The 22,685-nt window shown below is 72.1% G+C and carries 22 protein-coding genes and 1 pseudogene; 11 read left to right on the top strand and 12 right to left on the bottom strand.

All coding sequences use genetic code 11. The features are described from left to right. Positions 1–53: 53 nt before the first annotated feature. The 4 genes from BCF74_RS13675 to BCF74_RS13660 all read right to left on the bottom strand — a co-directional run bounded on the left by BCF74_RS13675 (position 54) and on the right by BCF74_RS13660 (position 4,876). Positions 54–830 (bottom strand): TIGR03936 family radical SAM-associated protein, encoded by a 777-nt coding sequence (locus tag BCF74_RS13675; RefSeq protein WP_106298519.1) that lies wholly within the window; start codon positions 828–830, stop codon positions 54–56. Positions 831–940: 110 nt separating this feature from the next. Next, positions 941–2,182 carry an endonuclease/exonuclease/phosphatase family protein gene (locus BCF74_RS13670; protein WP_106298518.1) on the bottom strand — a complete coding sequence of 414 codons (1,242 nt, stop codon included), beginning with the start codon at positions 2,180–2,182 and terminating at the stop codon, positions 941–943. A 227-nt stretch (positions 2,183–2,409) separates the two neighbouring features. Next, positions 2,410–2,865, bottom strand: a complete 456-nt coding sequence (locus BCF74_RS13665; RefSeq protein ID WP_106298517.1) for a GNAT family N-acetyltransferase — start codon at positions 2,863–2,865, stop codon at positions 2,410–2,412. 10 nt (positions 2,866–2,875) lie between these two features. Continuing rightward, positions 2,876–4,876, bottom strand: a complete 2,001-nt coding sequence (locus BCF74_RS13660; RefSeq protein WP_106298516.1) for a TIGR03960 family B12-binding radical SAM protein — start codon at positions 4,874–4,876, stop codon at positions 2,876–2,878. Between the two features lie 79 nt (positions 4,877–4,955). On the opposite strand from BCF74_RS13660, the gene BCF74_RS13655 reads away from it, so the two are divergent. Both BCF74_RS13655 and BCF74_RS13650 read left to right on the top strand, forming a co-directional pair. After that, a complete protein-coding gene (locus tag BCF74_RS13655) occupies positions 4,956–5,561 on the top strand; it encodes an RNA polymerase sigma factor (protein ID WP_106298515.1) in 606 nt (201 codons plus the stop codon). After that, the gene (locus BCF74_RS13650; RefSeq protein ID WP_106298514.1) at positions 5,558–6,463 is read left to right on the top strand and encodes a hypothetical protein; all 906 of its coding nucleotides are present in this window, start codon (positions 5,558–5,560) and stop codon (positions 6,461–6,463) included. Before BCF74_RS13655 ends, BCF74_RS13650 begins: the two co-directional genes overlap by 4 nt. Before the next feature lie 126 nt (positions 6,464–6,589). Here the strand turns inward: BCF74_RS13650 and BCF74_RS13645 are convergent, their stop codons facing one another. Continuing rightward, positions 6,590–7,906 (bottom strand): sensor histidine kinase, encoded by a 1,317-nt coding sequence (locus BCF74_RS13645; protein WP_106298513.1) that lies wholly within the window; start codon positions 7,904–7,906, stop codon positions 6,590–6,592. Continuing rightward, entirely contained in the window at positions 7,906–8,616 is a 711-nt protein-coding gene (locus BCF74_RS13640) for a response regulator transcription factor (RefSeq protein ID WP_106298512.1), read from the bottom strand. The genes BCF74_RS13645 and BCF74_RS13640 overlap by 1 nt, the downstream gene beginning before the upstream one ends. A gap of 172 nt (positions 8,617–8,788) precedes the next feature. Here BCF74_RS13640 and BCF74_RS13635 point away from each other — a divergent pair, with 172 nt between their 5' ends. The 6 genes from BCF74_RS13635 (at position 8,789) to BCF74_RS13610 (ending at position 14,152) form a co-directional block, all read left to right on the top strand. After that, positions 8,789–9,235: a hypothetical protein gene (locus tag BCF74_RS13635; RefSeq protein WP_106298511.1), complete on the top strand. Its 447-nt coding sequence runs from the start codon at positions 8,789–8,791 to the stop codon at positions 9,233–9,235. Continuing rightward, positions 9,232–10,386: an AAA family ATPase gene (locus tag BCF74_RS13630; RefSeq protein ID WP_245889364.1), complete on the top strand. Its 1,155-nt coding sequence runs from the start codon at positions 9,232–9,234 to the stop codon at positions 10,384–10,386. Before BCF74_RS13635 ends, BCF74_RS13630 begins: the two co-directional genes overlap by 4 nt. Positions 10,387–10,390: 4 nt before the next feature. Further along, positions 10,391–11,335: a DUF58 domain-containing protein gene (locus BCF74_RS13625; protein ID WP_106298510.1), complete on the top strand. Its 945-nt coding sequence runs from the start codon at positions 10,391–10,393 to the stop codon at positions 11,333–11,335. Next, on the top strand, positions 11,332–12,390 hold the full coding sequence (locus tag BCF74_RS13620; protein WP_106298509.1) for a VWA domain-containing protein: 1,059 nt from the start codon (positions 11,332–11,334) through the stop codon (positions 12,388–12,390). Before BCF74_RS13625 ends, BCF74_RS13620 begins: the two co-directional genes overlap by 4 nt. A 27-nt stretch (positions 12,391–12,417) precedes the next feature. Then, entirely contained in the window at positions 12,418–13,389 is a 972-nt protein-coding gene (locus BCF74_RS13615; RefSeq protein ID WP_106298508.1) for a S1C family serine protease, read from the top strand. Positions 13,390–13,522: 133 nt separating this feature from the next. Next, positions 13,523–14,152 carry a protein-L-isoaspartate O-methyltransferase family protein gene (locus BCF74_RS13610; protein WP_106298546.1) on the top strand — a complete coding sequence of 210 codons (630 nt, stop codon included), beginning with the start codon at positions 13,523–13,525 and terminating at the stop codon, positions 14,150–14,152. 30 nt (positions 14,153–14,182) lie between these two features. On the opposite strand, the gene BCF74_RS17980 is transcribed toward BCF74_RS13610, so the two are convergent. From BCF74_RS17980 to rbfA, 6 genes and pseudogenes are all read right to left on the bottom strand, one after another. Then, positions 14,183–14,725 carry a hypothetical protein gene (locus BCF74_RS17980; protein ID WP_483868522.1) on the bottom strand — a complete coding sequence of 181 codons (543 nt, stop codon included), beginning with the start codon at positions 14,723–14,725 and terminating at the stop codon, positions 14,183–14,185. Then, positions 14,723–16,072 (bottom strand): annotated as a pseudogene (locus tag BCF74_RS13605) (AMP-dependent synthetase/ligase); the annotation flags it as partial. The pseudogene BCF74_RS13605 and the gene BCF74_RS17980, both read right to left, overlap by 3 nt. 188 nt (positions 16,073–16,260) lie before the next feature. Continuing rightward, on the bottom strand, positions 16,261–17,460 hold the full coding sequence (locus BCF74_RS13600) for an FtsW/RodA/SpoVE family cell cycle protein (RefSeq protein ID WP_342747579.1): 1,200 nt from the start codon (positions 17,458–17,460) through the stop codon (positions 16,261–16,263). Beyond that, positions 17,424–18,386 carry a bifunctional riboflavin kinase/FAD synthetase gene (locus BCF74_RS13595; RefSeq protein WP_170070253.1) on the bottom strand — a complete coding sequence of 321 codons (963 nt, stop codon included), beginning with the start codon at positions 18,384–18,386 and terminating at the stop codon, positions 17,424–17,426. Before BCF74_RS13595 ends, BCF74_RS13600 begins: the two co-directional genes overlap by 37 nt. A gap of 10 nt (positions 18,387–18,396) precedes the next feature. Continuing rightward, positions 18,397–19,314, bottom strand: a complete 918-nt coding sequence (gene truB / locus BCF74_RS13590; protein ID WP_106298506.1) for a tRNA pseudouridine(55) synthase TruB — start codon at positions 19,312–19,314, stop codon at positions 18,397–18,399. Further along, positions 19,311–19,814, bottom strand: coding sequence for a 30S ribosome-binding factor RbfA (gene rbfA / locus BCF74_RS13585; protein WP_106298505.1), 504 nt, complete (start codon positions 19,812–19,814; stop codon positions 19,311–19,313). Before rbfA ends, truB begins: the two co-directional genes overlap by 4 nt. A gap of 117 nt (positions 19,815–19,931) precedes the next feature. On the opposite strand from rbfA, the gene BCF74_RS17400 reads away from it, so the two are divergent. The 3 genes from BCF74_RS17400 to BCF74_RS13570 all read left to right on the top strand — a co-directional run bounded on the left by BCF74_RS17400 (position 19,932) and on the right by BCF74_RS13570 (position 22,534). Continuing rightward, positions 19,932–20,582, top strand: a complete 651-nt coding sequence (locus tag BCF74_RS17400; protein ID WP_170070252.1) for a hypothetical protein — start codon at positions 19,932–19,934, stop codon at positions 20,580–20,582. Between the two features lie 165 nt (positions 20,583–20,747). Then, positions 20,748–21,317 (top strand): copper chaperone PCu(A)C, encoded by a 570-nt coding sequence (locus BCF74_RS13575; RefSeq protein ID WP_106298503.1) that lies wholly within the window; start codon positions 20,748–20,750, stop codon positions 21,315–21,317. Further along, positions 21,314–22,534 carry a Dyp-type peroxidase gene (locus BCF74_RS13570; protein WP_106298502.1) on the top strand — a complete coding sequence of 407 codons (1,221 nt, stop codon included), beginning with the start codon at positions 21,314–21,316 and terminating at the stop codon, positions 22,532–22,534. Before BCF74_RS13575 ends, BCF74_RS13570 begins: the two co-directional genes overlap by 4 nt. The last annotated feature ends 151 nt before the right edge of the window (positions 22,535–22,685 follow it).

The raw sequence follows: 22,685 nt of genomic DNA, 5'->3' as shown, positions 1-22,685 counted from the left end.
TCGTGTGCTGTCCCTGCTCCGGTTCGCGCGGAGGCTTCCGCTGCGTCACCGGGTCAGGAACCGACGGCGTCCTTGTCGGCAGCCAACGGGTCGGCCACCCCAGCAGCTGCGTCTGTCAACGGGCCCTGGGCGAGCCGGGTGACCCGTGGCGGGACCGGTGCCTGGAACTCGGTGACGGCGTGCAGTGCGGTCAGGATGTCATCGGGGCGAACGGACGGTGTGGTGTGCCGTACGACCATCTGCAGTATCGCACACGGCCCCTCCTCCCCCGCGGCGGTCGTCGCCGGTGCGTCGTCCACCACGTCCATCGCCAGGACCGCCGAGCGGGTGTCGAACGTCTTGGGCCCGGTCTTGAAGGTGCGGGTCACCTCGGCGACCTCGACCGCGAGGAAGCGCTCCACGGCATAGGAGAGCTCGTCCTCGGTGACGCCGTGCAGCTCGAGACGCCACACGCTCGCCTCGAGCCGCTCGGCGAGCGAACCGGGGCCGGCCTCGACGACCTCGATGATCTCGAGGTCGTCCGGGAGTGCCGCGTCGAGGGCCGCGCGCACCGCATCCGGGTCGACCCGCTCGGTCACGGAGATCTCGAAGTACTCCGCCTCGCTCGCGGTCCCGGTCGGCGCGGCACCGGCATACGAGATCTTCGGGTGCGGGTGGAAGCCGGCCGAGAAGGCCATCGGCACGCCGGAGCGCCGCAGCGCGCGCTCGAGCGCGCGACCGAAGTCGCGGGTCGAGGAGAACCGCAGGCGGCCGCGGCGGGCATAGCGGATGCGGAGCTTCTGGACCGGCGGTGGGGGCGGTGGGCCCTCGGGAGTGCGCTTGCGAGCCATGGTGCGGGCCAGCCTAGGTCAGCGCGCGCGCAGAGCCGATTCGGTATGCCGCCCGCTCTCGGTGAGCGGGCGGCATACCTCCCGTTTCGTCGGCCTTCCTCGACGACGCGTCAGCGCAGGGAGACGTCCGTCCAGACGAGACGGTGGTCGCTCGTCGGGAACGGGTACTCGCCGGTGAGGCGCCACAGCGGGTCCGAGCGGACCGGCCAGAAGACGCCGGCGTCGGTCGGGCGCAGGTGCTTCGACAGGAGCGTGTAGTCGATGCGCAGGTTGCCGGGCGTGGTGTCGGCGAAGTCGGCGGTGTCGTACTTCGGGTCGCCCTCGTGGGTGAGGTTGGCGCCACCCTGCTCCTGCGAGGCCTCGACCGCGCCCTCGGAGGAGTTCAGCGGGTCGACGACACGCTTGTTGTCGAGCAGCTGGTTGATGGCGCCCTGGTAGGAGTCGCCGTCATAGGGGTCGGCGTTGTAGTCGCCGAGGATGACGAACGGCTCGCTCGGGTTGAGCCCGCCGGTGGTGCCGGCGTCGTCGTAGATGTACTTGCCCTTGCCCGGGGTGATGTAGTCGGCCCAGAACCGGATCTCGTCGTGGTTGCGGCGGCCGTTGCGGTCCTCGGGGCCGTCGAAGGTCGGCGGGGTCGGGTGGGCGGCGAGGACGTGCACGGTGCGCTTGCCGACGGTGATCGGCACGTCCCAGTGCGACTTGCTCGAGAGCCGGAAGATGTCCTGCTCCTGCGGCGAGTACCAGTCGGTCGGCATGACGTTGCCGGGCATGTCCTTCCAGAGGAAGTTCTGGAAGGTGCGGACGTTCTCGGTCTGGATGGGGTACTTCGAGAGGACGACCATGCCGTACTGGCCGGGGAACAGCCCGAAGCCGTAGGCGTCGTCGCCGCCTCCGACCGTGCCGTCGTTGTTGAGGTCGAAGCCGCTCGGGACGCCGGTGTTGACGGGCGCGGTGTAGGCGTACGGGTAGGTGACCGCGGGGGCGCCGTTCTGCGAGCGCTCGAGGTAGTTGTCGCGGAAGAGGTCGACGGCCTTGCCGCCCGCGACGTAGTCGAACTCGTTGAGCAGGACGACGTCGGGGTTGGTGCGCTGGATGACCTCGGCGACGTTGCGGGCCTGGGTGTTGTCGGGCGTCGAAAGGTCGCGGACGAGCTGGCCCTCGGTGCTGCGGTTGAGCGAGAGGTTGTAGGTCGCGACGCGCAGTGAGTCGACCTTGCCGTTGGGCTGGTCCTTCTCCGAGTTCTTCTGGCCGGCGGCCGGTGACGGCGCAGCGGACGAGCTCTGCGCGGCGGCGACTGCGGTGAGGGCGAGGAGTGACGCGGCGGCGGCCGCGGCGACACGGGAGCGGTTCATGGGAGTCCTGACGTCAGGGGATGTCTGCTCCCGCCAACCTAGCCACGCGCACGCCCTCCGGGTGGGTTCGAAGGTGAATGCCTCGTGAACCCCGCGGCGGGCGAGCTGCGGCACATATCCGTTTCCACGTCTATGACCGATAAGTACTCATACGTACCTATCCGTCATAGACGCGGAGCGGACGCCCATGGCCCACGGGCCACATCCGCCGCCGGCCGGCGGTGTGCTCAGGCGAGGTCGAGGCGCATGAGGTCGTCTGCCGGGCGGAAGCCGAGCGAAGCGTAGAACGGCACCGACATCTCGCTCGGAGCGAGCACGATGCGCACCATGCCTTCTTCCCGGGCCCACCTGACGATCTCCTGCATCAGCGCGGCCGCGACGCCCTGTCGCCGGTGTTCGGGCAGGACGAAGACGTTGGCGACGTAGGCCCACCTCGCGGACCCGCGTCCGGGGACCGGCATCCGTTCGAAGATCGCCGCATTCGCCACGCGCCTCGCGATCCACGCGCGCCGTCCAGCGCCATTGGTTCGCCACCACCGTCGCTCGTCGTCAGCCAATGCGTCCGCGGCCGCGTCGGAGGACGCAGGTTTCCACGCGAGCCGCAGGGCGACGACGTCGTCGAGGGCCGCGTCGTCCGTCACGAGCTCGACCGCGACCGCCTCGCTCCGGGACGGCTCGCTCATGGCGCGGCCATCACGCGTGGCTGTGCTCGGCCATGGCCTTCCTGCCCGCCCCGAGGACGGTGAGCGGCAGGAGGGTCTTGCCCGTCGGGCCGATCTCGATCTCGGTGTTCATCTGCGGGCAGACGCCGCAGTCGAAGCACGGCGTCCAGCGGCAGTCGTCGACCTCGGTCTCGTCGAGGGCGTCGAGCCAGTCCTGCCAGAGCCACTCCTTGTCGAGGCCGGAGTCGACGACGTCCCACGCGAGGACCTCGGACTCGTCGCGCTCGCGCGTCGTGTACCAGTCCACCGAGATCGGCCACTCCGACTCGGCGAAGACCCGGTCCGCGGCCGCGACCCAGCGGTCATACGAGAAGTGCTCGCTCCAGCCGTCGAACCGGCCGCCGTCGCGCCACACCTCCTCGATGACCGCACCGACGCGACGGTCGCCGCGCGAGAGCAGCCCCTCGACGATGCCAGGTTTGCCGTCGTGATAGCGGAATCCGATGGACGACCCGAACCGGCGGTCCGAGCGGATCGCGTCCCGCAGCTTCTCGAGCCGGGCGTCGGTGTCGTCGGCGGACAGCTGGCCGACCCACTGGAACGGGGTGTGCGGCTTCGGCACGAACCCGCCGATGGAGACGGTGCAGCGGATGTCCTTGCGACCACTTACCTGGCGGCCCGTCTCGATGACGCGCTTGGCGAGATCGGCGATCTGCAGGACGTCCTCGTCGGTCTCGGTCGGCAGTCCGCACATGAAGTAGAGCTTGACGTTGCGCCAGCCCGCACCGTAGGCCGCGGTGACGGTCTGGATGAGGTCGTCCTCGGTCACCATCTTGTTGATGACCTTGCGGATCCGCTCGCTGCCGCCCTCGGGGGCGAAGGTCAGCCCGGAGCGGCGTCCGTTGCGGGTCAGCTCGTTGGCGAGGTCGATGTTGAAGGCGTCGACGCGGGTCGACGGCAGCGACAGTCCGGTCTGCGTGCCCTCGTAGCGGTCGGCGAGGCCCTTGGTGATGTCGGCGATCTCGGAGTGGTCCGCGCTCGACAGCGACAGCAGCCCGACCTCCTCGAATCCCGTTGCGGCAAGGCCCTTCTCGACCATCTCGCCGATGCCGGTGATGGACCGCTCGCGCACGGGCCGGGTGATCATGCCGGCCTGGCAGAAGCGGCAGCCGCGGGTGCAGCCGCGGAAGATCTCGACCGACATGCGCTCGTGGACCGACTCGGCGAGTGGCACGAGCGGTTGCTTCGGGTACGGCCATGCGTCGAGGTCCATGACGGTGTGCTTCGACACGCGCCACGGCACGCCCGGCTCGGTCGGGGCGATGCGCCGGATCCGGCCGTCGGGCAGGTAGGACACGTCGTAGAACGCCGGCACGTAGACCCCACCGGTGCGCGCGAGGCGCAGCAGCAGCTCGCGGCGACCACCCGGCATACCCTCGCTCTTCCAGCGCGCGACGAGGTCGGTGACCATGAGCACCGCCTCCTCGCCGTCGCCGATGATCGCGGCGTCGACGAAGTCGGCGATCGTCTCCGGGTTGAAGGCGGCGTGCCCGCCGGCGATGACGATGGTGTCGCCGTCGACGCGGTCGCGCGCGTGCAGCGGGATGCCGGCGAGGTCGAGCGCGGTCAGCAGGTTCGTGTAGCCGAGCTCGGTCGAGAACGAGACCCCGAGCAGGTCGAAGTCACCGACGGCGCGGTGGTTGTCGACGGTGAACTGCGGCACCCCCGCGGCCCGCATGAGGTCCTCCATGTCGGGCCACACGGCATACGTCCGCTCCGCGAGCGCGTCGGGCCGCTCGCTGATGACCTCGTAGAGGATCATCGAGCCCTGGTTCGGGACGCCGACTTCGTAGGCGTCGGGGTACATGAGCGCCCAGCGCACGGTCTGCCCGTGCTCGCTGTCGGCGCCGCAGTCCCAGTCCTTGACCGTCGAGTTGAGCTCGCCACCGACGTACTGGATCGGCTTGCTCACCTGCTCGAGCAGCGGCTCGAGCTCGGTGAACAGGGAGGTGCCGGGAGTACGCGTGTGCATACGTCAAGGGTACGTTCGGCCCGGGCAGGTCCCCAAAGTCGCGCGACACACTCTCGGCCTCCGGAGGCATGTAGGGGTCATGAGCCACGACAGCATCGGGCCGCCGCGCGAGGACGACGCGCTGCGGGTCCGTTTCGAGACGGTGTACGACGCGACGTATGCCGCGGTGCTGCGTTTCGTGCAGCGGCGCGTCCACCCGTCGCACGCGGAGGACGTGGTCGCCGACGTCTTCGTCGTGGCATGGCGCCGCATCGCGGACCTGCCCGAGGACGCGGAGGAGGCGCGAGCCTGGCTCTTCGGCATCGCTCGGCGCGTCCTGCTCGCCGCCCACCACGGTGAGCAGCGGCGTCAGGCCCTCACGGTGCGCATCGCCGACGACCAGGTGAGCCGGCTACAGGGGGCCGGCTCACCTGGCTCGGCCCCCGACCCGCTGCTCGCGATCGAGCACGTCGACCTCGCTCGGGCGTGGCGTCGGCTCAGCCCCGTCCACCAGGAGAGCCTCGCGCTCGTTGCGTGGGACGACCTCACCTCCACCCAGGCCGCTGCCGTCCTCGGCATCTCGCCCGTGGCCTTCCGCCTGCGGCTGAGCCGGGCCAGACGCGTCCTGCGACATCACCTCGGGCACCCGGCGCGTACTCATGCCGCACCCGCGGCCACACCCGCTCGCGAAAGGAGCACGTCATGACCCCCACTCCCACCGTGTCTGGCCACGAGCTCGACACGCTCGTCCGCCGCCTCGACCCCACCTCTGTCGGCGTGGAGCTCACCGCGCGAGAGGCGCGGCACCGCGACGACCTCAAGGCGCGGATCCTCATGTCTGCCGCAGAGTCGACACCGACTCCACAGCTCTCGCCGGAGCCCCGGCGCCGTACCGGACGCCGACGGGCGGTCGCGGCCGGGCTGGGTGTCGCCGCGGTCACGGCCGCTGGACTGGTCGTGCCGCAGCTGTTCGGCGAGGAGCGCCGCCCGTCGGCGTGGTCGGCCACTCCGACCGCGCTCAGTGCGGATGCCGCCCGCGAGGCCGGCGAGGCCTGTCTCAGCGCGACCGAGAAGCTCGTGACGCGGCCGAACCAGCCGCCTCCGGAGGGCTCCTTCGCACCGGAGCAGCGGCGGGCGATGCGCGTCGTCGTCAGCGAGCGACGCGGGCCCTACGACCTCGTCGTCCTCGCCAACGAGGCCGGGTTCGACCTGACCTGCACGTCCTACGACGGTGGCGACCCGATGGCCTCGGGCAGCCGGTTCCCGCTGACCGACCCAGAGGCCACCTCGGTGTCCGTGACGGGGCACGCCGAGACGTTCACCTCCAACGGCGGCCCGGTGGCCGTCACCGACGGCGTCACCGTCGTTGCGGGCCGGGTCGGCGCGCAGGTCAGGGGTGTCACTCTCCTGACTCCCGCCGGTGAGGTCTCCGCCAGCCTGTCGACAGGGTGGTTCGCGGCGAGCTGGCCGGCGTGGTCGAACGCGCCCGAGGATCCTTTTGCCACCGTGGAGATCAGCATGACGCTCGCCGACGGGACGACGACCGACCCGGCACCGTTCGCCTCGTTCCCGCAGCGGGACGTCCCCGCCGAGCTCGGCGGCAGCTGAGCCAGGCGGCGGTCGCCCGGCCGGCCGCCCGGTCGGTGACGCACTTCCCGCGCCAGGACGCGGAAAATACTGCGCCGTGGCGCGGGAAGTGCGCCCGGGCTCGCCTGCCACCGGGAACAGCAGCGTTCAGCGGCGGCCGAGGGGGTCGTCGGTGGGCGGGGTGCGGTCACGCTCCCCCGGACCATCGGCGTCGCGGGCGAACGGGCTCTGCTGGCCACCGTGGAAGACCCGATCCGGCAGCCACACGACGAAGGTGCTGCCGACGCCGACCTCGCTGAAGAGCGCGATCCGGCCCTCGTGCGACTCGACGACCTGGCGGGCGATGGCCAGTCCGAGGCCGTGCCCCTCGCCGTTGCCCTCGGCCGGCCCGGTCCGCCGGAACCGGTCGAAGACGCGCTCCCGGTCCTCGGCGGCGATCCCCGGGCCCTCGTCACGCACGGCCACCCAGGCCCAGCCGGCACGCGACCCGGACGCGACGGTCACCTCGCTGCCACCGGGGGCCAGGCGCACGGCGTTGGACAGCAGGTTGTCGAGCGCCCGGGTCAGCGACTCGGGGTCGGCGATGACGCGCGGCCCGGGCGCGAGCCGCAGCACGAGCGACACCCCGCGCGAGGACGCGAGCAGCCGGAACTCCTCGGCCGCCTCCTGGGCCAGCGCCGACAGGTCGACGTCCCGCTCGACGAAGGCGCCCGATCGCAGCCGGGCCGTCGCGAGCAGGTCCTCGACGAGCCCGCCCATCCGGTTCGTCGCGCGCTGCACGACGGCCGCCGCCTGGGCCCGCTCGGCCGGCGTCACGTCGTCGCGCGAGAGCACGGCGTCGAGGTTCGCCTGGACCACGGCGACCGGGTTGCGCAGCTCATGGGACACGTCGTCGACAAGGTCGCGTTGCGCGGTGAACGCGGCCTCGAGCCGGTCGAGCATGCCGTCGAGCGTGTCTGCGAGAGTGCGCAGCTCGTCCTGTGGGCCGGTCGCGGCGATGCGCCGGGACAGGTCCGATCCGGTGATCTCGCGAGCCGTCGCCGTGATCGCACCGACTGGACGGAGCGCCCTCCCCGCGACCCACCAGCCGATGAGCAGGCTGAGGACGAAGAGCACCGCGAGCGCGATGAAGGAGTAGGTCCGCAGGGTCTGCAGCGTCGTGAAGTTGACGTAGGCCTGCACGTCCGCGACGTCGGCGGCCTGGAACTCCGCGCCCGGCTTGTAGTGGATCCGTCCGTCCGGGCCGCGCTCGAACTTCTTCACCGTCACCGGGTCGAGCGGTGCGGCGTCGATGGTCTGTGCCAGAGCGACATACAGACCACCGACGAGCAGCGCGGCGACGAGGAAGAGCAGCCCCGAGTACGTGAGCGCGAGCCGAGCGCGCACGGTGCGCGCCCACGCCGGCAACTGCGCGGTGAGCCGCACCAGCCAGCCCGGGACCCCGCCTGCCGCCGGCTGGTCCATCACGCCGTCCCCGCGACCGGCGGCCGTGACCGGAGCCGGTAGCCGCGGCCGATGACGGTCTCGATGAGCGCCGGCTCATCGTCGACGGTGAGCTTGCGCCGCAGCGTCCCGACGGTGACGCGGACGGTCTGCGTGAACGGGTCGGCGTTCTCGTCCCAGACGTGCTCGAGCAGCTCCTCCGACGAGACGACGTGGTCGGCGCGCGTCATGAGGTAGCGCAGCACCGCGAACTCCTTGAGCGTCAGCGACAGCTCACGGCTCCCCCGGTGCGCGAGCTGTCGAGCGGCGTCGAGGCTGACGTCGCCGACGCGCAGCACCGAGCTCGCGGCACGCACGTCACGACGCAGCAGGGCGCGCAGCCGGGCGGTGAGCTCGGCCAGCGCGAACGGCTTGACGAGGTAGTCGTCGGCGCCGACGTCGAGCCCGCGCACCCGGTCCGGCAGACCGGCACGGGCGGTGAGCATGAGGATCCGCACGTCCGCTCCCGAGGGGCCCTCGGCCGCGCCGCTGCGGATGTCCTCGGCGAGGTGGAACCCGTTGCCGTCAGGGAGGTTCACGTCGAGGAGGACGACGTCGTATGCCGTGAGCGCGAGCTTCTCGCGCGCCTCACCGTCCGTCGTGGCGACGTCGACGGCATACCCCTCACGGGCCAGGCCGATGCGCAACGCGTCCGCCAGACCCTCCTCGTCCTCGACGATCAGGAGCCGCACGCTCCAACGGTAGCCCGCGCGCCGCAAGGTCCCGGAACGCTCTTTCGCTGCGCTTTCGGGCTGACTTCCGCTGGTTTTCGGTGTTGGCTGGTGGGCTGGGACGCAGCCCGCCGGAAGCGGTGGGTCTCGACATCGCACCGATGCCGATCGACCGCAGTCCCAGGAGCGAACGATGACGCACCCCACGCCAGACCCCACGCCTCGCGACGAGGTCCTCCCCGGTCCGACCGAGGACAGCGCCCGCAGGCTCCGCCGAATCGCCGGTGTCGGCCTCGCCGCCCTCGCCATCGTCGCCGGCGGTGCGACTGCGGCGTACGCCGCGACCCAGACCGACACCGAGACGGGCTGGGCGACCGTCGTCGACACCGAGTCGGCCACCCCGGGCGTCTCCGACTCGTCGACGACGACGGACGACTCGACCACCGAGGGCACGAGCCCGGGCTCCCCGTCGTTCTCGTCCCAGGAGCGCAGCGGCGGCAGGGCCGACTGCCCCGACAAGGCTGGTTCCGGGTCTGGCGAGTCGACGCAGCCCGGTGACTCGGGTCAGGCTGGACCCAGCCAGGACGGATCCCCCCAGGATGAGGCGCCCTCGCCGGCGCCGGACACGGAGACGCTGTGACCGAGCCCACCACCAACGTGCCGGACGCTCGCGTGGGCGAGCGAACGGCATACGACACCCCCTCCCCGGCCGTGCACCCCCTCGCGGCCGGGGAGGGGGCCACCCCGCCGCAGTCGGAGCGGGAGCACCCGACGCAGCAGGTGCCGCAGACCCAACAGTCCTACGGCGCCCCGCTCGAGCGGGCCATGTTCGAGGTGAAGCGGGTCGTCGTCGGCCAGGACCGGATGGTCGAGCGGATGCTCGTCGGCCTCCTCGCCCGCGGTCACCTCCTCCTCGAGGGTGTGCCCGGTGTGGCCAAGACCCTCGCGGTGCGCACCCTCGCCGATGTCATCGGCGGCTCGTTCACGCGACTGCAGTTCACGCCCGACCTCATGCCCGGCGACATCGTCGGCACGCGGGTGTGGCGGCCGAGCGCGGAGTCGTTCGACACCGAGCTGGGGCCGATCTTCGCCAACCTCGTCCTCGCCGACGAGATCAACCGCGCCCCGGCGAAGGTGCAGTCGGCGCTGCTCGAGGCCATGGCCGAGAAGCAGGTCAGCGTCGGCGGCCAGACCTACGCGCTCCCCCGGCCGTTCCTCGTCCTCGCGACGCAGAACCCGATCGAGTCCGAGGGCGTCTACCAGCTGCCGGAGGCCCAGCGCGACCGGTTCCTCCTCAAGGTGCACGTGCCACACCCGACGGAGGTCGAGGAGCTCACCATCCTCCAGCGGATGAGCGTCGACCCCCCGCGGGCGCACCGCACGCTGTCGATCGAGGACGTCGAGCGGCTGCAGCGCGCGACCGACGAGGTCTTCGTCCACCACGCGGTGGCGCAGTATGCCGTCGCGCTCGTCATGGCGACGCGCGAACCGGCGCGCTACGGGCTGGGTCAGCTCGACGGCGTCATCGAGCTCGGTGCCAGTCCCCGAGGCACCCTCGGTCTCGTCGCTGCCGGGCGCGCGATGGCGCTGCTGCGCGGACGGGACTACGTCCTGCCCGGCGACATCGCCGACATCGCCTCGGACGTGCTCGCCCACCGGCTCGTGCTGTCCTTCGACGCCGTCGCCGACGGGGTCGACCCGCGCAGCGTGACCGACCTCGTCGTCTCGACGCTCCCGCAGCCGCGGGTGGCGCCGGCGCAGGACGGCGCCCGCCACGAGAACGGGATCTGAGCCGATGCAGCTCGCCGACGGCTCCGTCATCCGCGACCCGGACCGGGCGTTCCAGGCGCTCGACCTCGTCGTGCGCCGGCGTCTCGACGGGCTCCTCCAGGGTGACAACGCCGGCCTGCGGCTGGGCGCCGGATCCGACCCGGAGGAGGTCGTCCGCTACCGCCCCGGAGAGGACGACGTCCGCCGGATCGACTGGAACGTCACCGCCCGCAGCAGCGAGCCGCACGTGTGGCGGCCGCTGGCCCAGCACGAGCTCGACACGTGGGTGCTCGTCGACGAGACCGCGAGCATGGACTTCGGCACCGTCTCCGCGGAGAAGCGGGACGTCGCCGCCTGGGTGACCGCAGCCATCGGTCTCCTCACCGACGGCCCCGGCAACCGGATCGGCGTCGCCAGGCACACGGCATACGGAATCCGTTGGGAGACACCGCTGCCCGGCCGCATCGCGGCACGCCGCGCGCTGCGGCGCACGGACGCGAACCGAGCGCAGTCCGGGGAGGCCGTTGACCTCGCCCATGCCATGAGCGCGCTCGAACGACGCCAGCGCCGACCCGGCCTGCGCGTCATCGTGTCCGACTTCGTCGAGCCCGACGGTACGATCGACCGGCCGCTGCCGTGGGAGCCCGCGTTGCGACGCCTCGCCGCGCGGCACGACGTCGTCGTCGTCGACGTGTCCGACCCGCGCGACCTCGAACTGCCCGACCTCGGGCACCTCGTCCTCACCGACCCCGAGAGCGGGCGCCAGCGCGAGGTCTACACCTCGCCGGACCTGCGCCGGCGCTACGCCGCGGCGGCCGCGGCCCACCGCGGTGCCGTCGCCGAGGCGGTGCGCGCGACCGGCGCCGGCCACGTCGCCCTGCGCACCGACAGCGACTGGGTGCGCGACCTCGCCCGATTCGTCCGGACCCGGCGGCGCGCGCCGCGGGTCGCGAACAGGAGTCTTCGATGACCTTCCTCTCCCCGTGGTGGCTGCTGCTGCTCGTGCCCGTCGTGGCGCTCCTCGCCGCCTACCTCGTCATGCACCGGCGGCGGAACCGGTATGCCGTCCGCTTCGCCTCCCTACCCCTCCTCGACAAGGTGGCCCCGGAGAAGCCGGGCTGGCGGCGTCACGCCCCGGCGGCGGCCTTCCTCGTCGCGATGGGTCTGCTCGGGCTGGCGGCGGCCCGGCCCGAGGTGAACCTCCGGGTGCCGCACGAGCGGGCGACGATCGTCGTCGCCGTCGACGTGTCCCGCTCGATGGAGGCGACCGACGTCGAGCCGAACCGGATGGAGGCCGCTCGCACCGCCGCGCGAAGCTTCATCGAGGGGCTCCCGGACAGCTTCAACGTCGGCGTCGTGACCTTCGCCGGCTCGACCCAGGTCCTCTCGCCCCCGACGCAGGACCACAAAGCTGCCGCGGCGAGCCTGGACTCGCTCACGCTCGCCGACAGCACCGCGATCGGCGAGGCCGTGTTCACCTCGCTCGAGCAGATCGCGTCGATGGCGCCGGACGACGCCGAAGGCACCGACGGGGGCCAGGGGGCGGACGGCTCGGGTGACCCGAACGGCAACGGGGACAACGGTTCTCCTGGTGACGGCTCCGGCACGGAGGGCGACCAGCCGGACGCCGCCGACCGGGTCCCGGGACGGATCGTCCTGCTGTCTGACGGCACGAACACCCGCGGCCGCGACCCGGGCCAGGCCGCCGAGGCCGCGACGCAGGCCGGCGTGCCGGTGTCGACGATCGCCTACGGCACCGACGAGGGCACGGTCGAGATCAACGGCCAGCTCGTCCCCGTCCCGGTCGACGTCGAGGCCCTCGCGACCCTCGCCGACGCGACCAACGGGCAGGCCTACACGGCGACGAGCGGTGAGGAGCTCGAGTCGGTCTACGAGGACATCGGCTCCTCCATCGGCTGGCGCACCGAGGCCCGTGAGATCACCCCGTGGCTCGCGGCCGCCGCCTTCCTCCTCCTCCTCGGGGCCGGTGCGATGTCGCTGCGCTGGTTCTCGAGACTCCCCTGACCCACCCGTGCCCTCGAAAGGTCCGACATGACCACTCCCTCCCGCGGCCCATCGTGGTGGCGTGGGCTCGGCAAGCCCGCTGGTCCCGAGTTCATCGGCCATCCGTCGCCGCCACCCAGCGCGCCCGCGGCTCCGCCACCGCTGCCGCAGGTCGCGCCGCCCGACGAGGCGGCCCCACCGACTCCGGGCCCGGCCGGGGCATCCCCTGTGCCCCCCGGCCGGGTCCGGGCTGACGAGCCGGGCACGCGAAGGCGCGCGGCCGGCATACCGACCGTGCTGCTCACGGCGCTGCTCGCCGGCGGTCTCGCCGGCGCAGGAACCGCGTGGGTCCTCGACGACGACCCCGTCGCCACGGACGCGGGCCCGCAGATCCCGCAGGCCCCGCCACGCGGCGGTGCCGCCCCCGCCGGCACCCAGGAGGCCGCGGCGGAGGCGATCCTGCCGAGCGTCGTGCAGATCCGGGCGGGCCGCTCGACCGGGTCCGGGTTCGTCCTCGACGACCGCGGGCACGTCATGACGAACCATCACGTCATCGACGGCGCGAGCAGCGTCCGCCTCCAGCTCTCGACGGGGCGGGTCGTGTCGGCAACAGTCGTCGGCAGCGACCAGGGCAACGACATCGCCGTGCTGCGCGCCGACCCCGCGACCCTGACGGCCGCCGAGATCGGCACGTCCCGCGACGTGCGCATCGGTCAGCCGGTCATCGCGGTCGGCTCCCCGCTCGGCCTGTCCGGCACGGTGACGAGCGGCATCGTCAGCGCGGTCGACCGCGAGGCCCAGCTCGGCGGCCAGGGCGCGCGCACCGTCATCCAGACCGACGCGTCCATCAACCCGGGCAACTCCGGCGGCCCGCTCGTCAACCTCGACGGGCAGGTCGTCGGCGTCAACACGGCGATCGCGACGGTCGACGGTCGCTCGTCCGGCAACATCGGCATCGGGTTCGCCGTGCCGATCGACCGCGCCGTCGAGGTGGCCGAGGACCTCATCGCCAACAACTGACCCACCAACCCCACCCGCCTCTCCCCTCCCCCGACTCATTGCCGGTTCCTGACAGGTCGGCGTGCCGGGAACCGGCAATCAGTGGCGAGGTGTGCGTGTTTGGGCCGTCGGTCTCGGGGGCACGATGTCGGTGATGACAGCTTCGTCACGAGTCGCCCGGCGCGTCGCCGACGCGATGACGGTCGTGCCCCGCGAAGGCTTCCTGCCGCCCACAGATCGGGAGAACGCCGACTACGACGGGCCCATCCCCATCGGCTCCGGTCAGACGAACTCCCAGCCGCGCACCGTCGCGGCGATGCTCGAGCTGCTCGACGTGCAGCCGGGCATGCGGGTCCTCGACGTGGGTACCGGATCCGGCTGGACGACAGCGCTTCTCGCGCACCTCACCGGACCCGGCGGCAGCGTCGTCGGGGTCGAACGGCTCGCCGAGGTCGCGGGCTTCGGCGCTGCGAACCTCGACCGAACCGGTATGCCGTGGGCGCGCCTCGACGTCGCGTCTTCCGGTGTCCTCGGCGCACCGAAGCAGGCGCCCTTCGACCGCATCCTCGTCTCGGCGGGGGCGACTCGGCTGCCGCAGGCCCTCCTCGACCAGCTCGCTCCCGGGGGAGTCCTCGTCGTCCCCGTCGACGGCATCATGCACCGCGCGCTCCGTCGCACAGGCGACGGTGACGCCGCCGCGGACGGTCGCGAACGGCATACGGACGACGATGTCGAGGTGACCACCCACGGGGCGTACCGCTTCGTCCCCCTCGTCGAGGACTGAGCGACCCAGCCGTCCGGACGTCCGGCCCGGCTACGCCTCCGCGTAGTGCGCGTCGAGTGCGTCCTTGTGCCGCTCGGTGACGACCTTGCGCTTGAGCTTGAGGCTCGGCGTCAGCTCGCCGCTCTCGACCGTGAGGTCCGCGTCGAGGATGGTGAACTTCTTGATCGTCTCCCATCGGTTGAGCCCGGCGTTGAGCTGGTCGACGTAGCCCTGGACGAGCTCGCGCGCCTGCGGCGAGGTGACGATCTCGGAGTACGACCTGCCGCCGAGCCCGTTGGCGTCGGCCCAGCCCTGGATGGCGTCCGGGTCGAGGGTGACGAGCGCGGAGACGAAGTTGCGGTCGGCGCCGTGGACGAGGAACTGGCTGACGTACGGGCACAGCCCCTTGAAGGTCGACTCGATCGCCGACGGCGCGACGTACTTGCCGCCGGAGGTCTTGAAGAGGTCCTTCTTGCGGTCGGTGATCGTGAGGAACCCGCGATCGTCGAGCTGACCGATGTCGCCGGTGTGGAACCACCCGTCGGCGTCGATCGACTCGGCCGTGGCGTCGGGGTTGTTGTGGTAGCCATCCATGATGCCGTCGCCGCGCAGCAGGACCTCACCGTCGTCGGCGATGCGCGCCTCGGTGCCCGGGACGGGCCAGCCGACGGTGCCGTAGCGGTAGGCCGCCGTGCGGTTGACGAAGGCGGCGGCGCTGGACTCGGTGAGCCCGTAGCCCTCGGCGATCTGCATCCCCATCGCGTCGAACCACCGGGCCACGTCCTGGTTGAGCGCGGCCGAGCCGGAGATGAAGAACCGGATCCGCCCGCCGAACCGGTCGCGGATCTTGCTCATGACGAGCTTGTCGGCGAGGGCGTACTTGCGGGCGAGCAGGCCGCTGGGGTCCTTGCCCTCGGCGCGCAGGTCGCTCACCTCGCGCCCGACTCCCTCGGCCCAGCCGAAGAGCTTCGCCTTGATGCCGCCCTCCTCGGCCACCATCATCGTGATCCGGCCATAGGCCTTCTCGAAGATGCGCGGCGCGGCCCCCATGAACGTCGGCTTCACGACGGCGAGGTTGTCGACGATCTTGTCGATGCGGCCGTCGATGGCCGTGGCAAAGCCGATCTGGAGCGGCGAGGTGAGCAGGACCTTGCCGAAGACGTGCGCGAGCGGGAGCCAGAGGTACTGCAGGTCGTCCTCGTCGAGGATGCCGATCGCGGTGATCGTCGCGGCCTGGTAGGTCCACGTCGAGTGCAGCAGCCGCACGCCCTTGGGACGCCCGGTCGTGCCGGAGGTGTAGATGATCGTCGCGAGCCGGTCCGGCGTGATCGCGTCGATGCGCGCGTCGATGAGGCCGGGGTCGCGCTGCAGACCCGTGCGACCGAGCTCCTCGAGCGCGTCGAGCGAGATGACCCAGTCGTCCCCACCGTCGGCGGCCTCGGCGTCGAAGGTGACGACCTTGCTCACCCCGGGCAGCTGGTCGTGGATGCCGCGGAGCTTGGCAACCTGCTCGGCGTCCTCGGCGAAGACGACCTTGGTCTGGCTGTCGGTGAGGATGAACGCGACGTCGTCGGCGATGGTCGTCGGGTAGATCGTCGTCGTCGCGGCGCCCGCGACCATGACGGCGAGGTCGGCGATCGCTCACTCGTAGCGCGTGCCCGACGCGATCGCGACCCGCTCCTCGGGCCCGACGCCGAGCGCGATGAGCCCGGCGCCGATCGCGTAGACGCGGTCGCGGACCTGCGCCCAGGTCTCGCTCACCCACTCGTCCGCGCCGTCGGTGCCCGCGTCGACCTTGGCGTACATGAAGGCGGTGGAGTCGGGGGTCTTCTCGACCCGGTCCCGGAACAGGTGCCCGACGCTCGGTGAGCGGTTCTCGAGCAGGCTGTTGTCGATCGGCTCGTCGGCCGGCGAGTGGATCTGCGGGGTTGCCTTGAGCATGGCGGTGTCCTCGTCATTGGGGAGCTCGTGGCCGTGATGCTCCCACAGGCTCCACTCACCTCGGGAGCGTTTGCAGCCAAACGTGACCGATGAGTAACGAACCGTCTCGTATGCCGTCCGCGCGCCCCTCGCGGTCGCTCACCTCGTGGGTCGCTCACGTCGCGGGCCGCGTCAGAATGCGGGGCGGGTCAGGAACGCGGACGCTGCCCCGCGGCATACGCCGCATTGACGACGCCGATGGCGAGCCAGGACGCGAACATCGACGACCCGCCGTACGAGACGAACGGCAGCGGCAGCCCGGTGACGGGCATGACGCCGAGGTTCATGCCGACGTTCTGGAAGACCTGGAACCCCAGCCAGGTCCCGACGCCGACGCCGACGAACCGACCGAAGGCGTCGCGGGAGCGGCCCGCCACGACGAACACCCGGATGACGATGAAGGAGAGCAGCACGAGCAGCCCTGCGGCGCCGAGGAACCCGAGCTCCTCCCCCGCGACCGAGAAGATGAAGTCGTTGAGCTGGAACGGGATGAACCCACCCTGCGTCTGCCGGCCCTCCATGAAGCCCTGACCGGTCCAGCCGCCGGAGCCGATCGCGAGCCGCACCTGGCGGGTCTGGTAGCCGATGCCCTGCGGGTCCGCGCTCGGGTCGGCGAAGGCGAGCAGCCGGTCGCGCTGGTAGTCGCTGAGCAGCGGCGTCGTGAGCGCGGCGACGAGCAGACCCACGGCGAGCGCCGCGATCCCGACGACCCACCGCCGCGACGCGCCCGCGACGGCGATGACGACATAGGCCAGCGCCCCGAGGACGACCGCCGAGCCGAGGTCGGGCTGGGCGAGGATGAGCACGACGGGCACGGCCGCGAGCGCCCACCCCACCGCGACGTCCCGACCTCCCGGCGCGACGCCGCGCTCCCAGCGGTCGGCGAAGACGAACCCGAGCACGAGCGCGAGCCCGAGCTTGGCGAACTCCGCCGGCTGCAGCGTGAACCCGGCCGCGACGGGGATCCACGACCGGGACCCGTTGACGGTGAGACCCAGCGGGGTGAGCACCGCAACAAGCCCGAGCACCGCCGCGCCGTAGAGCCACGGCGCGACGAGCCGCAGCCCGTGCTGCCCGAGCCGGGAGACGGCGACCGCGAGCGCGATCCCGATCGCGGTGTTGAGCAGGTGACGGACGAGGTATGCCGTCCCTGCGGCTTCGTTGGTCGCGGACCACACGAGGAGGGCGCCCACGACGGAGGTGCCGGCGGCTCCGATGAGCAGGCCGAGGTCCTGACGCAGCCAGGACCTCGACGCGACACCGCCGCGACCCGCGCCCCGCCCGGGGACGTCACCGGCCAGCGGGAAGCGGCTCAGGAGTGGACGATCTGGGTGAGCACCGCGCGGCACTGCTCGACGTCCTTGGCCATGGCCTCGAGCAGCTCGTCGATGCTCTCGAACTTCAGGGTCGGGCGGATCCGCTCGACGAACTCGACGACGACCCGCTCGTCGTAGAGGTCGAGGTCGTCACGGTCGAGGACGTAGGCCTCGACCGTGCGGCGGTCGAGCGTGTCGAAGGTGGGGTTGGTGCCGATGCTGATCGCGGCCGGCATGGTGCGGTCGGGCTCGCCCGGTGCGATGTCGAGGCGGGTGAGCCACCCGGCATACACACCCTCGGCGGGAACGAGCCCGTCGGAATCGGCGGCGAGGTTCGCCGTGGGGTAGCCCAGCTCGCGACCGCGATGGTGGCCGTGCACGACCGTGCCGACGACACGGTGCGGCCGGCCGAGCACGCGCGCGGCGGCGGCGACGTCGCCCTCGGCGAGGTCGCGCCGGACCGAGGTCGAGGACCAGCGTTCGCCGTCGCCGACGTCGTCGAGCGCGACGACCTCGAAGCCGTGCTGCTCCCCCAGCTCGCGGAGGGTGCCGACGTCGCCGGAGTTCTGGTAGCCGAAGCGGGTGTCGTGGCCGACGACGACGACCTGCGCGCCCAGCCCCTCGACGAACGTCGTGCGGACGAACTCCTCGGGCGACTGCTGCGCGAACTCGCGGGTGAACTCCATGACGAGCAGCCCGTCCAGACCCGTCGTCGCGAGCAGGTCGTCGCGGATCGCACCCGGCGTGATGAGCGCGGGGGCGCGCTCGGGGTGGAGCACGGCGAGCGGGTGCGGGTCGAAGGTCACGGCGACGGCAGGCAGGTCACGCTCGCGGCCGATCTCGACCAGCCGGGAGATCACCGCCTTGTGCCCGCGGTGGACGCCGTCGAAGTTGCCCAGCGTGACGACACAGGGACGGAGCTCGTCCGGCGTCTCGGCAGGGTCGGTGAAGCGGTGCACGGTGGACACTTTACGGACGTGCCGGAGCGAAGACGACGTGGCTTCGGGCTGTGGTCTTCGTCTCGTCGAGCATGGCGACGAGGGTGCCGTCGGGGGCGAACGCGGCCACTGGTTCGTCGCGCCCCGGCTGCGCCGACGGCAGGCGCTGGCCATAGCCGACGGTGCGTGCCTCGGCCTCGGTCAGCTCACGGACGGCGAACGCCGCGCGCGCGGCGTCGGCGAGCGGGACGACGGGCATCGGCTCACCCTGGCGGGCCTCGAGCTCGGCCAGTGGGTGTGCGGTGTCGAGACCGAAGCCGCCGACGCGGGTCCGGCGCAGGGCCGTGAGGTGTCCGGCGGAGCCGAGAGCCGCACCGAGGTCGCGGGCGAGCGCACGGACATAGGTTCCGGACGAGACAGTGACCTCGACGTCGACGTCCCGCAGCTCCGTGCCGTCGTCGAGGGCGACAGGACGGATGTCGCGAATCCCGAAGTGCGACACCGTGATCGGGCGCGCCGGCAGGTCGACGGCCTCCCCCGCGCGAGCCCGGTGGTAGGAGCGCTGCCCCTGGACCTTGATCGCGCTGACCGCGCTCGGAACCTGGTCGATGTCGCCGGTGAGGGTGTCGACGGCATCGGCGATCGCCTCGTCGGTGACGTCGGCGGCACCGGGTGTGCTCGTGACCTCGCCCTCGGCGTCGTCGGTGAGCGTGCTCTGCCCGAGGCGGATCGTCGCCGTGTAGTCCTTGTCGCAGCCGACGAGGAAGGTGAGCAGCTTCGTCGCCCGGCCGATGCCGAGGACGAGCACGCCCGTCGCCATCGGGTCGAGGGTGCCGGCGTGCCCGACCTTGCGGGTCTGCGCGAGCCGGCGGGTGCGCGCGACGACGTCGTGGCTCGTCCAGTCGGCGGGCTTGTCGACGATCAGCAGGCCGTCGACGGTGTCGCTCACTCCCTGCCCTCGTCCTCGGGTGTGCTCGACCGCGTGGCCCCGTCCCGGTCGGTGTCGTCCTCGACGGAGCCGTCGCCTTCGTCGTCCTCGTGGCGGTACGGGTCGGACTCACCGGCATACGCGGCACCGGCCGCGGTGGCGGCGACCTGGGCGTCCCGCTCCCGCGCCTCCGCGAGGAGGGTCTCGAGGTGGGCCGCCGTCTCGGGGATGGCGTCGGCGATGAACTCCAGCGACGGGGTGAGCCGGATGCCGAGCCCGCGCCCGACGTGGCTGCGGAGCTTGCCCCGGTTGGCCTCGAGGATCTCGGCCGTCGTGGCCCGCTGGGCGTCGTCACCGAAGACCGTGTAGAAGACCGACGCGTGCTGGAGGTCGTTCGTCACGCGCACGTCGGTGATCGTGACGAAGCCGAGGTCCGGGTCCTTGACGACCTGCTCGAGGCCGGCGGCGATGAGGGTCTTGATGCGGTCGGCGACCTTGTGGGCGCGGGCGGCGTCCGCCATGGCGTGCTCCTGATCCGTGGTCGGTGCGGGCCCGTGGGACGGGCCGTATGAGTGCGTCCTCCAGCCTAGTTCCGGACCGATGAGAGGAGTCACGCGGCGCACCGTAGGATGACCGCCGTGATCGAGGCCCGGCACGGAGTCGTTCGCGCGCTGCGCGCGAGCGTGCTGAGCGTCCTCATCCTCGCCCTGGGGTCGGCCGCGCACGCGATGGCCGGTGGCCACGTCCCCCCGCCGATCCCCCTCGTTCTGCTCGCCGTCCTCGTCTGGCCCGCCTGTCTGGCGCTGACCTCGCGACGACTGGGCGGGCTGTCCGCGGGCGCCGCGCTGGCCCTGGGCCAGGTCGCCACCCACCTCGGGCTCACGGCGATGACCCTCCCCGGCGCCACGGGTGTGAGCGCCGGTTCCGCGCCCGCGATGTCGGCGGCCGACCACGCCGCCATGTCGGGCGGCCCGGTCCTCACCGGGGCCGCAAGCGTTGCGGGCACGACCGGCACGACCGGGATGGAGGGCATGGCCCACGGCCTCACCGGGTCGATGCTCGCGTGGCACGCCGTCGCCACGGTGCTCCTCGCGCTGCTCGTCCGCCACGGTGAGCGCGTGCTCTGGGCCGTTGTCGCCCGGGCGCTGCCGCAGATCGCGAGCGCCCGGATCCCCGCTCTGCTCCGCGTCGCCGTCCGGCCCGCGGCGCTCACGTGGGCCTCGACCGTCGTCGCGGCCGCGACCCGGCCTCGCGCGCCGCCGCACGTGGCCCGCGCCGTCGCCACCTGAGCGACTCCGTCGCCGCCCGAGCGACCCCGTCGACGTCTGCGCGACGTCCTCGCCCTCTGAGCGGCTCCTTCGGCGACCTCACAGCCCATGCATTTCTTCCCGCACGGCACACCGGCGCTCACCCCTTGAGCGCTGCCGTGCACCCATACCCCTTTGGAGACACCCATGTCCCGCACCACCCGCATGTCCACGTCCACCCTGCGGCGCGTCGCCGTCGCCTCCGCCCTCACCCTCGCGGTCGGTCCCCTCGCCGCCTGCGGCGGTGGCAACGGTGACGCGTCGAGCGACACGTCGAGCCCCTCGACGACCTCGCCGGCGTCGACGTCCGCGGCCGAGCCCCTCGTCATGGAGAAGGGTTGGGTCAAGGCCCTGCCGAAGCTCGACAAGATGGCGATGTCGGCGATGTTCGGCGTCCTGCGCAACACCACCGACGCGCCGGTGACCATCACCGCCGCGTCGTCCCCCGTCGCCGGCAAGGCCGAGCTGCACGAGACCGTCGGCGAGGTCGGCGCCATGACGATGCGTCCCGTCAAGGAGATCGTCGTCCCGGCCGGAGGCACCTTCGAGCTCAAGCCGGGCGCCAACCACATCATGCTCATGGAGCTGCCGAAGCCGATCAACATCGGCGACGAGGTCTCCGTCGAGCTGACGACCTCCGCCGGCAAGGTCGACCTCACCGCTCCCGCGCGCTCCTTCGAGGGCGCGAACGAGAGCTACCAGCCCGGCAAGTCGTGACCGGGCAGCCTTCGCGGCGCCACACCATCGCGGCCGGCCTCGCCGGGCTGGCCGCGGTGGGTGGCGTCGGCGCCTGCACGCGTGCACTCGGTGACTCCGACGCCGACAAGGCAGCCAACCCGGCACTCGAGATGTGCCTGCCCGGGCCGGAGCACACCGCACGCGAGTTCCGCGGGCCGCGCCAGGCCGGGATCATCGAGGACCCGCAGTCCCACGGCGCGTTCGTGGCCCTCGACCTCGCCACGACCGCGACCCGGGACACGCTGCGCCGCATCCTCAAGGTGTGGACCGACGACATCGAGCGGCTCATGTCCGGCAGGCCCAGCCTGACCGACCAGGAGCCGGAGCTCGCGGCATCCCCGGCGAACCTCACGGTGACAGTCGGCGTCGGCCCCCGGACCGTCGCGGTCGCCGGGGCCACCGCTCCGGCGTGGCTCGCGCCGCTGCCGGCGTTCCCCTCGATCGACCGCCTCGAGCCGCGCTGGTCCGGGGGCGACCTCCTCCTCCAGATCACCGCGGACAGCCCGACCACCGTGCACCACGCCCAGCGCCGGCTGGTCTCGGGGACCGGCGACCTCGCGGCGGTGCGGTGGGTCCAGCGGGGGTTCCGCGACCCCTTCGAGACCGCGAAGCGTCCGATGCGCAACCTCTTCGGACAGGTCGACGGGACCGTGCAGCCGCGCACGGACGGTCCGGACGACGCCCGCCTCTGGGTCGGCGCCGACGGGCCGGAGTGGCTGCGCGACGGTTCGGCGCTCGTGCTGCGGCGCATCCGGATGAACCTCGACACGTGGGACGAGGCGGACCGCGGCACCCGCGAGAACGCCGTGGGGCGCCGTCTCCCCGACGGCAGCCCGCTCACCGCGAAGGCGGGGTCGGGTCCGGACGTGCCGAGCGACCTCTCGGCAACGAACTCGCTCGGGTTCCCCACGATCCACGAGGGAGCGCACATCCGCCGAGCCGCGGCGACGGCAGCACACGAGGTGTTCCTGCGCCGGCCCTACTCCTACGACGACTCGGTCGGGTCGACGTCGGACGCGGGCCTGCTGTTCGCGGCCTACTGCGCCGACCCGGTGCGTCAGTTCGTCCCGGTGCAGCAGCGGATCGCCGACGGTGACCTGCTCAACACGTGGATCACCCCGGTCGGGTCGGCGGTCTTCGCGATCCTGCCCGGAGCCCGCGACGGGGAGATCCTCGGCCAGGCCCTCGTGACCTGACTGGGACTTCTTGCGACTTCGCAGAGTGAGGAGCGCCGCGACGAACTCTGCGAAGTCGCAATCAGTTCTGTGCGCCCGTTCCGGGCGGCCCGTTCCGGGGAGAAAATGGGCATGCGGGTGCCTGTTCACGTCGGCCGACATTGACCCTTGA

The organism is Knoellia remsis, from assembly GCF_003002895.1.
Classification (GTDB): Bacteria; Actinomycetota; Actinomycetes; order Actinomycetales; family Dermatophilaceae; genus Knoellia; species Knoellia remsis.
The sequence above is the reverse complement of the archived record's forward strand: the minus strand, read 5'-3'. Positions and strand labels throughout refer to the sequence as shown.

What these genes read in the sequence shown, in the direction of transcription:
- BCF74_RS13675 (WP_106298519.1), bottom strand. Translation starts at nt 830, where the DNA reads ATGGCTCGCAAGCGCACTCCCGAGGGCCCACCGCCCCCACCGCCGGTC.
- BCF74_RS13670 (WP_106298518.1), bottom strand. Translation starts at nt 2,182, where the DNA reads ATGAACCGCTCCCGTGTCGCCGCGGCCGCCGCCGCGTCACTCCTCGCC.
- BCF74_RS13665 (WP_106298517.1), bottom strand. Translation starts at nt 2,865, where the DNA reads ATGAGCGAGCCGTCCCGGAGCGAGGCGGTCGCGGTCGAGCTCGTGACG.
- BCF74_RS13660 (WP_106298516.1), bottom strand. Translation starts at nt 4,876, where the DNA reads ATGCACACGCGTACTCCCGGCACCTCCCTGTTCACCGAGCTCGAGCCG.
- BCF74_RS13655 (WP_106298515.1), top strand. Translation starts at nt 4,956, where the DNA reads ATGAGCCACGACAGCATCGGGCCGCCGCGCGAGGACGACGCGCTGCGG.
- BCF74_RS13650 (WP_106298514.1), top strand. Translation starts at nt 5,558, where the DNA reads ATGACCCCCACTCCCACCGTGTCTGGCCACGAGCTCGACACGCTCGTC.
- BCF74_RS13645 (WP_106298513.1), bottom strand. Translation starts at nt 7,906, where the DNA reads ATGGACCAGCCGGCGGCAGGCGGGGTCCCGGGCTGGCTGGTGCGGCTC.
- BCF74_RS13635 (WP_106298511.1), top strand. Translation starts at nt 8,789, where the DNA reads ATGACGCACCCCACGCCAGACCCCACGCCTCGCGACGAGGTCCTCCCC.
- BCF74_RS13625 (WP_106298510.1), top strand. Translation starts at nt 10,391, where the DNA reads ATGCAGCTCGCCGACGGCTCCGTCATCCGCGACCCGGACCGGGCGTTC.
- BCF74_RS13620 (WP_106298509.1), top strand. Translation starts at nt 11,332, where the DNA reads ATGACCTTCCTCTCCCCGTGGTGGCTGCTGCTGCTCGTGCCCGTCGTG.
- BCF74_RS13615 (WP_106298508.1), top strand. Translation starts at nt 12,418, where the DNA reads ATGACCACTCCCTCCCGCGGCCCATCGTGGTGGCGTGGGCTCGGCAAG.
- BCF74_RS13610 (WP_106298546.1), top strand. Translation starts at nt 13,523, where the DNA reads ATGACAGCTTCGTCACGAGTCGCCCGGCGCGTCGCCGACGCGATGACG.
- BCF74_RS17980 (WP_483868522.1), bottom strand. Translation starts at nt 14,725, where the DNA reads ATGGATGGCTACCACAACAACCCCGACGCCACGGCCGAGTCGATCGAC.
- rbfA (WP_106298505.1), bottom strand. Translation starts at nt 19,814, where the DNA reads ATGGCGGACGCCGCCCGCGCCCACAAGGTCGCCGACCGCATCAAGACC.
- BCF74_RS13575 (WP_106298503.1), top strand. Translation starts at nt 20,748, where the DNA reads ATGTCCCGCACCACCCGCATGTCCACGTCCACCCTGCGGCGCGTCGCC.